14 protein-coding genes are annotated in these 12,201 nt (G+C 67.0%); 9 read left to right on the top strand and 5 right to left on the bottom strand.

The annotated features are described in order from the left end of the window. Positions 1-56: 56 nt before the first annotated feature. Both fmdA and FM113_RS08085 read right to left on the bottom strand, forming a co-directional pair. Positions 57-1,319, bottom strand: a complete 1,263-nt coding sequence (fmdA, locus tag FM113_RS08090; RefSeq protein ID WP_087013339.1) for a formamidase — start codon at positions 1,317-1,319, stop codon at positions 57-59. Between the two features lie 87 nt (positions 1,320-1,406). Then, positions 1,407-1,694: an FmdB family zinc ribbon protein gene (locus FM113_RS08085; protein WP_087013375.1), complete on the bottom strand. Its 288-nt coding sequence runs from the start codon at positions 1,692-1,694 to the stop codon at positions 1,407-1,409. Between the two features lie 229 nt (positions 1,695-1,923). Between FM113_RS08085 and FM113_RS08080 the strand changes: the two genes are divergently transcribed. From FM113_RS08080 to moaA, 4 genes are read left to right on the top strand one after another with little or no spacing between them, the layout of a single operon-like run. Next, on the top strand, positions 1,924-2,322 hold the full coding sequence (locus FM113_RS08080) for a molybdopterin-binding protein (protein ID WP_087013337.1): 399 nt from the start codon (positions 1,924-1,926) through the stop codon (positions 2,320-2,322). Next, on the top strand, positions 2,319-3,134 hold the full coding sequence (gene modA / locus FM113_RS08075) for a molybdate ABC transporter substrate-binding protein (RefSeq protein ID WP_254908921.1): 816 nt from the start codon (positions 2,319-2,321) through the stop codon (positions 3,132-3,134). Before FM113_RS08080 ends, modA begins: the two co-directional genes overlap by 4 nt. Further along, a complete protein-coding gene (locus FM113_RS08070; protein ID WP_217895983.1) occupies positions 3,131-3,937 on the top strand; it encodes an ABC transporter permease in 807 nt (268 codons plus the stop codon). Before modA ends, FM113_RS08070 begins: the two co-directional genes overlap by 4 nt. 60 nt (positions 3,938-3,997) lie before the next feature. Next, complete coding sequence (gene moaA / locus FM113_RS08065; protein ID WP_087013335.1) at positions 3,998-5,095, top strand: GTP 3',8-cyclase MoaA; 1,098 nt, start codon at positions 3,998-4,000, stop codon at positions 5,093-5,095. Here the strand turns inward: moaA and FM113_RS08060 are convergent. Then, on the bottom strand, positions 5,092-5,508 hold the full coding sequence (locus FM113_RS08060; protein WP_087013333.1) for a molybdenum cofactor biosynthesis protein MoaE: 417 nt from the start codon (positions 5,506-5,508) through the stop codon (positions 5,092-5,094). The genes moaA and FM113_RS08060 overlap by 4 nt on opposite strands. Positions 5,509-5,557: 49 nt before the next feature. Next, positions 5,558-6,730 (bottom strand): ThiF family adenylyltransferase, encoded by a 1,173-nt coding sequence (locus FM113_RS08055; protein ID WP_254908920.1) that lies wholly within the window; start codon positions 6,728-6,730, stop codon positions 5,558-5,560. A gap of 80 nt (positions 6,731-6,810) precedes the next feature. On the opposite strand from FM113_RS08055, the gene FM113_RS08050 reads away from it, so the two are divergent. From FM113_RS08050 to FM113_RS08035, 4 genes are read left to right on the top strand one after another with little or no spacing between them, the layout of a single operon-like run. Beyond that, positions 6,811-7,059 carry a MoaD/ThiS family protein gene (locus tag FM113_RS08050; RefSeq protein ID WP_087013329.1) on the top strand — a complete coding sequence of 83 codons (249 nt, stop codon included), beginning with the start codon at positions 6,811-6,813 and terminating at the stop codon, positions 7,057-7,059. A gap of 2 nt (positions 7,060-7,061) precedes the next feature. After that, entirely contained in the window at positions 7,062-8,318 is a 1,257-nt protein-coding gene (gene glp / locus FM113_RS08045; protein ID WP_087013327.1) for a gephyrin-like molybdotransferase Glp, read from the top strand. Continuing rightward, complete coding sequence (gene moaC, locus FM113_RS08040; RefSeq protein WP_087013325.1) at positions 8,311-8,793, top strand: cyclic pyranopterin monophosphate synthase MoaC; 483 nt, start codon at positions 8,311-8,313, stop codon at positions 8,791-8,793. The genes glp and moaC overlap by 8 nt, the downstream gene beginning before the upstream one ends. Further along, positions 8,790-9,302 carry a MogA/MoaB family molybdenum cofactor biosynthesis protein gene (locus FM113_RS08035; RefSeq protein WP_087013323.1) on the top strand — a complete coding sequence of 171 codons (513 nt, stop codon included), beginning with the start codon at positions 8,790-8,792 and terminating at the stop codon, positions 9,300-9,302. The genes moaC and FM113_RS08035 overlap by 4 nt, the downstream gene beginning before the upstream one ends. An 86-nt stretch (positions 9,303-9,388) precedes the next feature. Here the strand turns inward: FM113_RS08035 and FM113_RS08030 are convergent, their stop codons facing one another. Beyond that, complete coding sequence (locus tag FM113_RS08030; protein WP_087013321.1) at positions 9,389-10,873, bottom strand: NCS2 family permease; 1,485 nt, start codon at positions 10,871-10,873, stop codon at positions 9,389-9,391. Positions 10,874-11,140: 267 nt separating this feature from the next. Here FM113_RS08030 and FM113_RS08025 point away from each other — a divergent pair, with 267 nt between their 5' ends. Further along, the gene (locus tag FM113_RS08025) at positions 11,141-11,896 is read left to right on the top strand and encodes an IclR family transcriptional regulator (RefSeq protein ID WP_087013319.1); all 756 of its coding nucleotides are present in this window, start codon (positions 11,141-11,143) and stop codon (positions 11,894-11,896) included. Positions 11,897-12,201 lie beyond the last annotated feature (305 nt).

The following is a 12,201-nucleotide window of genomic DNA, read 5'->3' as shown; positions in this document are numbered from 1 at the left end:
GCCAGCTCATGCTGACGGCCCCTGCGGTGATTCAAAAGCGCGGGACTGCGGGAGTTCTAGCCGAGCGCCGATGCCGCGCGCGGCGCTCCCATTCCGGGATCGATCTGCGCGGGCCCCGAAGCCGACGGTCGAATGTCGACGTCAAAGATCGCCGTCGGCAGGTACACCGTGGAGCAGGAGTTCGGGATATCCACAACGCCCGAGAGCCGGCCCTCGATCGGCGCGGCCCCGAGCAGCAGGTATGCCTGCTCCGGGCTGTAGCCGAACTTAGTCAGGTAATCGATCGCGTGCAGGCAGGCCCGCTGGTAGGACAGGTGCGAGTCCAGGTAGCGCTGCTCGCCGTCGAGCGTCACTGAGGTGCCCGAGAACGCCAGCCACTCGCTGTACCGCGGCTCGACGTTGCCCGGCATGAAAATCGCGTTCTCAGAAACACCGTAGGTCTCCATACCCCCGCGGATGATGTCGACGCGCAGGTCGATAAACCCGCCCATCTCGATCCCACCGCAGAACGTGATTTCGCCGTCGCCCTGCGAGAAGTGCAGGTCCCCCACCGAGAAGTTCGCCCCGTCCACAAACACGGGGTAGAAGATCCGGGTGCCCTTGCTCAGGTTCTTGATGTCCTGGTTGCCGCCGTTCTCACGGGGCGGGGCGGTGCGCGCGGCCTCGGAGCCCACGCGGCCCCACTCTTCGCGCGGCACCCCACCGAGAATCGCGTGCTCTGCCTCGGGCGGGAGCGCGAGGGGCGGGACGCGGTGCGGATCCGTGGCGATCAGGGCACCCTCACGTGCGTTCCACTTCGCCAGCAGCTCCGCAGACGGTGCCGTGCCCATGAGGCCCGGGTGGATGAGCCCGGTGAAGGAGACACCCGGGATGTGCCGCGACGTTGCGGTTTGCCCGGTGAAGTCCCAAATCGCCTTGTATGCGTCGGGGAACTGATCGGTGAGGAAGCTGCCGCCGTTCTCTTTCGCGAAGATGCCCGTGTAGCCCCAGCCCTGCCCGGCGAGCGGACCGGTGTCTTCCTGCGGGATCGGGCCGACGTCGAGGATATCTACGACAAGCAGGTCACCGGGCTTCGCGCCCTCGACAGCGAACGGACCGCTCAGGGTGTGGACCGACAGCAGCGGCGCGTCCATGATGTCCTGAGCGGAGTCGTCGTTCTTGATCGCGCCGTCAAACCATTCGCGGCAATCTACGCGAAAGCTCTGACCGGCCTTGACCGTGGCAACCGGTGGGATCTCCGGATGCCACCGGTTGTGCCCGAGTTTCTCCTGCTCGGTGAATTTTTTTGTGGAATCCAGGGTAAACAGATGCTCTGGCATTGCTTCGTTCCTCACTCATTCATCGGTCACGCCGACGGGCTCCCCGTCAGCCGGGTGCAGGCGACGCGGTGAGGCGCCGCCCGGGGTTCAGGGGCGCGGAAGTTTCGCGTGGAGGGGGTTTCGCGTGACAGGTGTCGCTTGACCGGGCCCGCGCGAGGGGAGGTTGCTCACCACGGCTGGCTCGTGGGCGGTCGCGGCGGCCCGATCCATCAGCCCATACGCAGAGCTGCCGGCGGCAGACAGGAAGGGGGCGGTGATCGTGCGGCGGGCGCTCGCGCCGCAGCTTCGACAGTCAAGCTGGGCGGGCACCTCGGACATGGAGAACAGGGCATCAAACTGGCACCCCTCCGCACAGGTGTACCGGTAATTGGGCATTTCCACGGCCTTTCTCGTCGTCGCGCCACTGCGAGATGAGGGGGCCGCGCCATCGAAACACGACCCGTCATGAATGGGTGACCTGTCCGAGCATCCCCACCTGTCTGGGACGCTATCGGCATCCGCGCGGCCCCGTCAACGGTCGGCAGTTTCCGGCGAACTCTGGCACTCCGCACCAGCGCCAAAAAAGGTTGCATTGAACCTCATATGCGTGGCTAAACTGCCAGGTATGACAGATTTCAGGATTAGTGAGGCCGCGCGCCTCATCGGTGTCAGCGACGACACCGTGCGACGGTGGGCTGCGGATGGGCTGCTCGAGGCCCGAGAGGATGAGTCGGGCAGAAAAGTCGTGTCTGGTGCCTCACTCGCGCGCCGCGCCGTGGAACTCGCACCGCAGGTCCATGAGAGGGGTGCGGTGCGCGGCAGCGCCCGGAATCGCTTCACCGGGATCGTCACCGCGGTGGAGCGCTCCGGCGTGGTGGCGAAGGTGGATCTGCAGTGCGGACCGAACCGCGTCGTCTCGCTGATGACCTCCGAGGCGCTCGACGACCTCGGCATCGACGTCGGCTCACGCGCGACCGCAGTCGTCAAAGCCACAACAGTGATTATCGAAACGGGACAGCGGTGATCCGGATCGCGCGGCACACCGCGCTTGTCTCCGCGACCCTCGCTGCACTGCTCCTCGTGGGCTGCAGCTCCGCTCCGGCACCGGAGTCGGATCAGCACAGCACTGAGGGCGAGCTCACCGGCACCCTGAACATCGCCGCGGCCGCCTCACTGCAGCCCGCGTTCGAGGAGCTTACTGAAGCGTTCACCGAGCTGCATCCCGGGATCACGATCGACCAGCTCACCTTCGACGGATCCTCCGGGATCGCAACGCAGATCCTCGCCGGGGCACCGATCGACGTCTTCGCGTCTGCGGACGAGGCGAACATGGACAAGGTCGCTGACGCCAAGCTGACCGCCGCGACCCCCCTCCCGTTCGCGACAAGCAGTCTCCAGATTGCCGTCGCACCGGGGAATCCGCTCGGAATTTCTGGGCTGATGGATCTCGTGGATCCGAAGCTCGGTGCCCCCGGCCCGCCCGTTGTGGTCACCTGCGCTCCAGAAGTACCCTGCGGTGCGGCATCGTGGCAATTGCTCGATCGCGACAAGGTCACGCTCAGCCCCGCCAGCGAGGAGCAAAATGTGACAGCGGTGCTCACCAAGGTGGCCGCGGGCGAGGCCGACGCTGGGTTGATCTACCGCTCCGATGTGCTCCGCTCGGACGGCGCGGTCGAGGGCGTCGACATCGATGGCTCAGACGAGGCCGCAGGCACCTACGTGATCGCCCCAATTGCGGGCACCGCGGCACTCGACGCCGCGACAGCGTTCACCGAGTTCATGCGATCGGAACGCGCCCAGTCGCTCTTCGCGCAGCTCGGGTTCGGCCAGGCGTGAGTTCTCGCGCGGGGAGTATCCCTGCCGGGCTGTTCGTCCCGGCGGCGGTCGGCGGCGGTTTGTTGCTGCTGCCGCTCCTCGCGCTGCTCTCGCGGATCGAGTGGGCCGCGATCCCGCGCCTGCTTGTCGCCCCGGAGACCGCGAACGCGCTCGGCATCTCGCTTGTCACCGCGCTGACTTCGACGGCCCTGTGCCTGGTACTGGGAGTGCCTCTGGCGCTTGTGATCGCGCGCGCCAGGGGCTGGGTGGCCACGCTCCTGCGCGCGGTTGTGACCCTGCCGCTGGTGCTGCCACCGCTCGTCGGGGGTCTCGCGCTGCTGTCACTGCTGGGGCGCGGTGGCGTGCTCGGCGACGCGCTCGCCGAGGCCGGAATCCGGATCCCGTTCACCACGGTGGCGGTCATCGTTGCCCAGACCTTTGTCGCGTTGCCGTTCCTGGTGATCTCTGTGGAAGGCTCCCTCCGCAGCCTCGACCCCGTCTACGCGGAAGCTGCCGCAACGCTCGGCGCGTCCCCCACCGGCGTGCTGTTCCGGATCACGATTCCGATGATCGCGCCGGGGCTGCTCGCCGGAACTATCCTGAGTTTCACGCGCGCCCTCGGCGAGTTCGGGGCCACCGCACTCTTCGCGGGTAATGCCGAGGGCACAACTCGAACCGTGCCAATGGCGATCTACACGGCGTTCAACGGCGCGGGGGTCACGCAGGACACCGCTCTCGCGCTCTCCCTCATCCTGATCACCGTCGCCGTCACCGCGCTCGCGGTGCTCCACGGCCGCACAGCTGGCGACCGCGCGGCCGCGTAGCGGCTGGACGCTGCACCCGGTGACCGAGTGCTAGGGTGAGCACCACAAGGAGGTGCCGCGATGCCCGCTCGCAGTCGTGCCGTGACGAGTCTGCCCATCGGCACTCGCGAACGGCCCACGCAGCTGCCGTCGACCGGCACCCTCGACGCCCGTTCGCGTCCGCTCCGCGATCTTCGCATCTCGGTCACCGACCGCTGCAATTTCCGCTGCGTGTATTGCATGCCCAAGGAGATTTTTGGCCGCGATTACACCTTCATGGAACGCGCCGAGCTACTCACGTTTGAGGAGATCGAACGGCTCGCCGCCGCCGCCGTCTCCCTCGGCGTTGATACGCTGCGGATTACGGGCGGAGAGCCGCTGCTGCGGCGCGGGATCGAGGATCTCATTGCGCGCCTGGCCGCCCTGCGCACGCCGGACGGCCGCCGCCCCAACCTCGCACTCACGACCAACGGCTCGGCCCTCCGTGTGAAGGCGGCCGCGCTCAAGGAGGCGGGGCTTGACCGCGTGACGGTCTCGATCGATTCGCTCGACGACACCAGATTCCAGGCAATCAACGACGTGAATTTCCCGGTCTCTCGGGTGCTTGACGGGATCGCCGCAGCAGCTGAGGCCGGGCTGGACCCCATCAAGGTGAATGCCGTGATCACACGCGGCGTCAACGATGACGAGGTGTTGCCCCTCGCCGAATACTTCCGGGAACAGGGAAACACCCTGCGGTTTATCGAGTACATGGATGTCGGATCGTCGAACGGATGGGTGCTTGACGAGGTCGTGCCCTCCGCCGAGATCGTCGCCATGATCGACGCCGTGCACCCACTCGAAGCGGTGGCCGCGAGCCGGCCAGGAGAAACGGCGAAGCGGTGGCGCTACCGGGACGGTGCTGGTGAGATCGGCGTCATTTCAAGCGTGACGAGTGCGTTTTGCGGCGACTGCACTCGCGCACGGGTATCCGCCGACGGCAAGCTCTATACCTGCCTCTTTGCGCGTGAGGGCTTCGATCTGCGCGCTCTGATGCGCTCCGGAGTCGACGACGCCGAGCTGCGCGCAACGCTCGCGAAGCTATGGTCCGTGCGCGACGACCGCTACTCGGAACTGCGTGCGAGCCTGCCCAACGTGCCGCAGCCTGAGCGCATCGAGATGTCCTACATCGGGGGCTAGAGCCCCACCCACTCACTGACACCGTCGCCGAAGTGCTGCCGCTTCCAGATGGGGACTTCCCGTTTGATCCGCTCCACGAGTCGCTCGATCGCGGCGAACGCCTCGGCCCGGTGCGGGGCCGCGGCGGCGGCAACGAGCGCCGAGTCGCCAATTGTGAGCGCGCCGACGCGGTGCACGGCCGCAAGTGTCAGGCCGCTTGCCTCCTGCTCCTGCGCGACGCACGCGAGGATGAACCGTTCGGCATCCGGGTGCGCCTGATAGTCGAGAGCTTTGACGCCACGGCCACCGTCGTGGTCGCGCACGATGCCGTGGAACATGACAAGCGCGCCGCAATCGGGGGCATCGACGGCGGCGCGCACCTGCGCGTCATCGATCGCGTCGGTCGTGATCTTGGCGAATGGTGTGGTGGACATGAAACTCCTCGGGGCAACGACGGGACAAACTGATGATGACGCGGAGACGCTAGGCATCTCGCTCAACGAGATCCGGGGCCACACGAGCGAACGCCTCGATACCGCCGCGGAGGAACACAACCTCGGTGTTTCCCTGGGCGATCAACGCGATTGCGGCGCGCACCGAACGCGGATCGCGCTCGCAGTAGACCAGCGCGGGGCCGTCGACGCGCACCGCGCCTGCTTCGATGTCTGCAACGGGGATCAGCTCTGAACCACGCACGTGTCGTTCCGCGTGCTCCACGGCCGAGCGAACGTCGATCCAGCGCGGTGCCGATCCGCCACGCAGCGCCGCGAGCGCGGCCCCAATCTCGATCCCCTGCGGTGCCCCGGGTGCCGCATCTGAGGCGGCCGGGCCCACTCCGCAGAGCAGCGCGTAATCGACAAGCTCGGTCACGGGCGCGCCTGCAGGATCCCTGTTGATGTGCAGTTCTCGGGTGCGCGCGGTCAGCGCGTCGTAGAGCAGGACGCGGCCGATCAGCGGCTCGCCGATGCCGGTGATGAGCTTGATCGCCTCGGTCGCGAGGAGCGAGCCGATCGTGCCACAGAGCCCCGGCAGCACGCCGCCTGTCGCGCAATCGAGCACAGTGTCGGGGTCCGGTGGCACCGGAAAGAGATCACGATAGCCTGCGCCGTGCGCGTGCCAGGCGACACCGATCTGACCGGAATACTGCAGGATCGCGCCCCACACGAGCGGGATCCCCACGAGCTGGGCCGCATCGTTCGCGAGATACCGCGTCGGGAAATTGTCGCTGCCGTCGATCACCAGGTCGTAGTCCGCGAACAGCTTGAGCGCGTTTTCCGAGGTCAGACGGACTGCCAGACGGTCTACCGTCACGTGCGGTGTCTGCGCGGCAACGGATTCGGCAATCGAGTCCACCTTACGCCGCCCAATATCGGCGGTACCGTGCACGATCTGCCTGTGCAGGTTCGACCGCTCAACCACGTCGTCGTCGATGATTCCGATTCGCCCGACACCGGCCCCGGCCAGATACGGGACAAGCGCCGAGCCGAGGCCGCCAGCACCAATCACGAGTACCCGCGCCGCCCACAGCCGCTCCTGGGCAGACTCTCCGAAGCCGGGCAGCGTGATCTGCCGGCGGGCTCGGGCCGCGACGTCGCCCGGAAGCTTCGCTGCGGGTGCCACAAGCGGCGCAAGCCGTTCGGTCAACGCTGAGTCCATGCGCCCCATTCTAGGAGCAGACACCCACTCCGCGGTGGGACCCCTGCGCGTCATTTCCGCGCACGGTCTAGCATGGCGGTATGGACCGCATCACTGTCAGGTACTTCGCCGCTGCCGCCGAAGCCGCTGGACGCGAGGAAGAGGCCTGGGACTTGCCCGCTCCGGCCACCCTCGAGGCTCTGCGCACCGATCTTGCCACCCGCTACGGAACCGAAATGCAGCGGGTGCTCCGCAGCGGCTCGTTCCTCGTCGATGGCACGGTGCGGCGGGACGGCGGCGCGATCAGCGGGACCACCGTCGACGTGCTCCCCGCCTTCGCGGGCGGGTGAGCATGCGCACGCACAGTGAGCACGCCCGGCTCGTCCGCGCCGTGCTCGATCCGGCGCTCGCTGCCGCGTCGGCCGAGTCAGAGTTCGTGTCCGTGCAGGATCCCGCACTCACCGGCCGCGTCGCCGCACACCCGGTCACCTCGCCGATCCCGCTGCCACCGTTTGATAACTCGCAAATGGACGGCTACGCGGTGCGCGTTGCGGACTTCGCGGACTCTGCAAGTGGAGTCACCGAGCTACGGATCGGCCGCACGACCGCTGCGGGCGACGCCGCGATGCTGCACGTGGCGGGCACAGCTTCCCCCATTATGACGGGAGCGCCAATCCCAGAGGGTGCCGATGCGGTGATTCCGATCGAGCGCGCAGATCCCGCACGCTTCACCGAGCTGCGCCACGCCGGCGATCCCGAACCCCAGGGCACGGTGCGCTTCGCGGAAGCGCCCGTATCCGGTGAGTTCGTGCGGCCGCGCGGTTCCGATCTTGCGGTCGGAGCGTTACTTCTCGCCGCGGGCACCCGCGTGACCCCCGCCCGGATCGGCTTGCTCGCCAATGCCGGGGTCGTCGAGGTGGCAGTGCGCCGCAAGCCCCGGGTGCTCCTTCTTTCTACGGGGGACGAGGTTGCCGCCCCGGGGGCCCCGCTCGCACCCGGTCACGTCGGCGACGCCAACACACCCATGCTGGCCGCGCTGCTCACCGGGCTCGGCGCGGAGGTCTCGGCGCATCGTGTTCCCGATGCGGTCTCGGCTGTCGAGGGCGTGCTGGCCGCCCACGGACCCAATGCCGACATGATCGTGACCTCCGGCGGGATCAGCGCTGGCGCGTACGAGGTTGTCCGCGATGTCTTCTCCGGGCACGGCGTGGAGTTCGGCGGCATCGCGATGCAGCCCGGTGGGCCCCAGGGCCTCGGCTACTGGGACCCTGACGGGGCACGCGTCCCCGTGATCTGTTTCCCGGGCAATCCGGTCAGCACCGCGCTGTCAGCCGAGCTGTTTCTCGCGCCCGCGCTGCGCGCTGCAGCGGGGCGGCCGGAACGGCTCCCCGCCGAAACCCGCGCGCTCGCCCACGCCATCGATTCCCCGGCCAACAAACACCAGGTACGGCGCGGCAGTCTCGATGCGGCCGGCCAGGTGCAGCTCACCGGCCCCAGCTCACACCTGCTCGCCGACCTCGCGGCCGCGGAGCTACTTGCCCACATCCCGATCGGCGTCGACAAGCTGCCGGCGGGATCCCCCATTGAAATCTGGAGACTCGATGTCTGACGAGACCCCCCGCCTCACCCACATCCGCGCCGACGGGAGTGCCCACATGGTCGACGTGACCGAAAAGGCTGTCACGAAGCGCACGGCCCGCGCGGAGGCATTCTTGGAGACCCGACCCGAGGTGATCGCCCAGCTTGTCGCCGGCGAGCTCCCTAAAGGTGAGGCGCTGGGCACGGCCAGGATCGCCGGCATCATGGCGGCCAAGCGCACGTGGGAGCTCATCCCGCTGTGCCACCCGCTCCCCCTGACCAAACTCGCCATTGACTTCGAGCCCGCGGCGGATCGGGTGCGCATCATCGCCACGGTCACAACGCGTGGGGTCACCGGCGTGGAGATGGAGGCGCTGACCGCGGCGAGCGTCGCCGCCCTCACCCTCTACGACATGATCAAGGCGGCGGACAAGCACGCTGTCATTTCGGGGACGCGGGTGCTCGCGAAGTCTGGCGGAAAGAGCGGCGACTGGGAGATCGAGTGACGGGCGACGTCTCAGCGGGCACCGCCCGCGTGATCGTCGTCTCCACGAGCGCCGCCGCGGGACACGCACCCGATCGGACCGGGCCGGTCATTCGCAAGTGGCTCACCGCGGCGGGGTTCACCGTCGACTCGCCGCTGATCGTCGCCGACGGTGATCCAGCAGGCCAGGCTGTGCGCGAGGCTCTCGCGGGCGACCCCAGGGTGATCCTCACGACCGGCGGCACCGGTGTCGCCCCGTCGGATCGCACGCCCGAAGCAGTCGCACCGCTCCTTGCGCTCCAGCTCCCCGGAGTGATCGAGGAGCTCCGCCGCCGCGGTGCCGCGAGCTTTCCGCACGCGCTTCTCACCCGCGGCGTCGCGGGGTTCGCCGGGGACACATTCGTCATGACGCTGCCCGGATCCCCTGGCGGGGTCCGCGACGGCCTCGCGATCCTCGAACAGGTGCTCCCTCATCTCCTGGCACAGCGCAGCGGCAGCCGGGATCCGGCACCCCACCCACCGCGGGACTGATTTCGGGAGCACACACGAACGCGGCCCGTCCGCGCGCCGGCCAAGGCCGGAAGCGCGCGGACGGGCCGCGTTCAGCGTGCGGAGCGTTACACCCCGAGCATGGCCTCGATCGGGCCACGTGCAAAGAAGATCACAAAGCCTGCCGAGACGATCCAGAGCAGCCAGTGCACCTGCTTCGCCTTCCCGGTGAACGCGTGGATCAGCACCCAGGATACGAAGCCCGCGCCGATGCCGTTGGCGATCGAGTAGCTCAGCGGCATGACCGCAGCCGTGAGGAACACGGGAAGCAGGACTCGGAAGTCCGTGAGGTCGATGTGCGCAATCTGCGACATCATCATGGCGCCCACGATCACGAGAGCCGCGGCAGCGACCTCGGTGGGGACGATCTCGGTGAGCGGGGTGAAGAACATCGCCAGCAAGAACACCACGCCCGTGACGACGTTCGCGAGACCCGTACGTGCGCCCTCGCCAATACCCGCGCCGGACTCAACGAACACAGTCGTCGAGGAGGACGAGGTACCGCCACCGACGATTGCGCCGACGCCCTCGACGACAAGCGCCGACTTGATGCGGGGGAAGTTGCCCTTCTCATCCGCAAGACCAGCCTCGCGGGACAGGCCCGTCATGGTGCCCATCGCATCAAAGAAGTTTGTGAAGAGCAGCGTGAACACAAGCATGACGACGGTCACGAGGCCGACCTTGCCGAAATCGAAGCTCACCGCACCGACGAGGCTGAGATCCGGAACCGCAAACGGCTTGTCGCCCAGCACTGGCTCCGTGAGGCTCCAGCCGCCGGGGTTCACCGCGCCGTCGGCACCGAACTTCGGGCCGATCTTCCAGATCGCCTCAACGATCACCGCGATGACGGTGCCGGTGACGAGGCCGATGAGGATCCCGCCCTTCACCTTCTTGGCAACGAGGATTCCCGTGAGGACAAGCGTCACTACGAAGATCACGGTGGGGATTGTGGTAATAAAGCCAACGCCCGACGGGCCGAGGCCCACGGGGGGCGAGGACTGTCCGGTCGCGTCCACAAAGCCGGAGTTCACAAAGCCGATGAACGCGATGAAGAAGCCGATACCGACGGTGATCGCCAGCTTCAGCTGCACGGGGACCGCGTCAAAGATCATCCGGCGCAGGCCGGTCGCCGCGAGCAGCACGATCAACAGGCCGTTAATGACCACGATTGCCATCGCCTCGGGCCAGGTCACTTCCTGGACCACGGAGAACGCGATGAAGGCGTTAATGCCGAGCCCGGCCGCAAACGCGAACGGGAGGCGCGAGACGATACCGAAGAGGATCGTCATGACACCGGCGGCGAGCGCGGTGACCGCGCTGACCTGACCGAAGTCGAGGATGTTGCCGGCGACGTCTTCTTTACCCGACAAAATAATCGGGTTGAGGATCACGATGTAGGCCATCGTCACGAACGTGACCAGGCCTCCTCGGATCTCTGTGCCGAAGGTAGACCCGCGCTCGGAGATCTGGAAGAACCGATCGAGGGTGCCCTTCACCCCCGTGGCACGCTGCTGATTGGTGTCCTGCTGGGCCTCTGCCACGGGGTGCTCCATTCCCTCAAACTGGGCGTTTCCTGAACGGATATACGTTACCACCTCGGCGGAGACTCGCCGCCGGTTCGGGTTCGCGGGGATATTCCGGGGTACTGCCGGCCTCTTCGGCCACTGTGCGCGGACAAATCACGGGCTCGCTCGGGCCGGCGTACAAACTGCGATGCGCATCGAGCAAGGTGCTGTGCACATCGACCGCGGATGAGATAGCCTGTTCCGCAGATTCTTTCCGCGATGCGGAACACCTCTGGCACGCGATAAGGACTCTTCATGGCCGCAGTTCCCTCCGACGCCGTCAAGTCGGTTGCCCGCGTATTCAATCTGCTCGAACTCATCGCGGATGCGGGCGGCGATGTCGCGCTCAGCGAGCTCGCGGCGACAACGGATCTGCCTCTCCCCACGATCCACCGGCTCCTTCGCACCCTGGTGTCGCTGGGATACGCGCGACAGCTCGCGAACCGGCGCTACGCGCTCGGCCCGCGCCTTGTGCGTCTCGGTGAGGTCGCGAACCGCAAGTTTGGCCAAATTGCGATGCCGCAGTTGAAAGATTTGGTCGCACGGTTGGGCGAGACCGCAAACCTGGCCACGATCGACGGGGACCGAGTGATCTACGTCTCGCAGGCTCCCTCCCCCCACGCGATGCGGATGTTCACCGAAGTGGGTCGCCGCGCGTACCTGCACTCCACGAGCGTGGGCAAGGCGATCCTTGCACAGCTGAGCGACGACGCCGTGCGGGAGATTATCGGTCGCACGGGGACTCCCCGCCTGACCGACTTCACGATCCGATCGACGAGTGCGTTGCTCGCCGATCTGGAACTCACGCGCACGCGAGGCTACGCGCTGGACGATAGCGAGCAGGAGGTGGGAGTTCGGTGCTTCGCAATGGCAGTCCCGGGCATGCCCACACCGACCGCCGTGTCGATCTCCGGGCCAACCACCCGCGTTGATGACGCGTTCATCGAGCGCGCGATCCCGGTACTCACCGAGGTCGTGGCGGAGATCTCCGCCTCCGCGAACGCGATCTAATCCCACGCCTTTTCGTCGTACACCAGGCATAAGTCGAGGCAGGGCCCGTGATTGGGGGCCTATTTGGTGTGCCCGCAGCGCCCCCTTGACCGGGTCGCGTATTCGACCTATCCTTTCCATATTCCAAGAAGATACTTCCGAATCCTGGAAATACGCACCGAAACTCAATGACGAGAGGTGACCATGTCAAGCCAAACCTCCCCGGGGCCCGCCTCCAACGAGACACAGTCCAAATACTTGCCGACCGGCAACGATCCGGACTTCTACTTTCCTGTCCGCGCGCGCCGCCGAAACGGTTTCTGGAC

The organism is Leucobacter sp. 7(1), from assembly GCF_900163635.1.
In the GTDB taxonomy this organism is placed as follows: domain Bacteria; phylum Actinomycetota; class Actinomycetes; order Actinomycetales; family Microbacteriaceae; genus Leucobacter.
The sequence above is the reverse complement of the archived record's forward strand: the minus strand, read 5'-3'. Positions and strand labels throughout refer to the sequence as shown.

What these genes read in the sequence shown, in the direction of transcription:
- FM113_RS08060 (WP_087013333.1), bottom strand. Translation starts at nt 5,508, where the DNA reads ATGTCCACCACACCATTCGCCAAGATCACGACCGACGCGATCGATGAC.
- glp (WP_087013327.1), top strand. Translation starts at nt 7,062, where the DNA reads ATGCGCACGCACAGTGAGCACGCCCGGCTCGTCCGCGCCGTGCTCGAT.
- moaA (WP_087013335.1), top strand. Translation starts at nt 3,998, where the DNA reads ATGCCCGCTCGCAGTCGTGCCGTGACGAGTCTGCCCATCGGCACTCGC.
- FM113_RS08030 (WP_087013321.1), bottom strand. Translation starts at nt 10,873, where the DNA reads ATGGAGCACCCCGTGGCAGAGGCCCAGCAGGACACCAATCAGCAGCGT.
- FM113_RS08080 (WP_087013337.1), top strand. Translation starts at nt 1,924, where the DNA reads ATGACAGATTTCAGGATTAGTGAGGCCGCGCGCCTCATCGGTGTCAGC.
- fmdA (WP_087013339.1), bottom strand. Translation starts at nt 1,319, where the DNA reads ATGCCAGAGCATCTGTTTACCCTGGATTCCACAAAAAAATTCACCGAG.
- moaC (WP_087013325.1), top strand. Translation starts at nt 8,311, where the DNA reads ATGTCTGACGAGACCCCCCGCCTCACCCACATCCGCGCCGACGGGAGT.
- FM113_RS08055 (WP_254908920.1), bottom strand. Translation starts at nt 6,730, where the DNA reads ATGGACTCAGCGTTGACCGAACGGCTTGCGCCGCTTGTGGCACCCGCA.
- FM113_RS08025 (WP_087013319.1), top strand. Translation starts at nt 11,141, where the DNA reads ATGGCCGCAGTTCCCTCCGACGCCGTCAAGTCGGTTGCCCGCGTATTC.
- FM113_RS08050 (WP_087013329.1), top strand. Translation starts at nt 6,811, where the DNA reads ATGGACCGCATCACTGTCAGGTACTTCGCCGCTGCCGCCGAAGCCGCT.
- FM113_RS08085 (WP_087013375.1), bottom strand. Translation starts at nt 1,694, where the DNA reads ATGCCCAATTACCGGTACACCTGTGCGGAGGGGTGCCAGTTTGATGCC.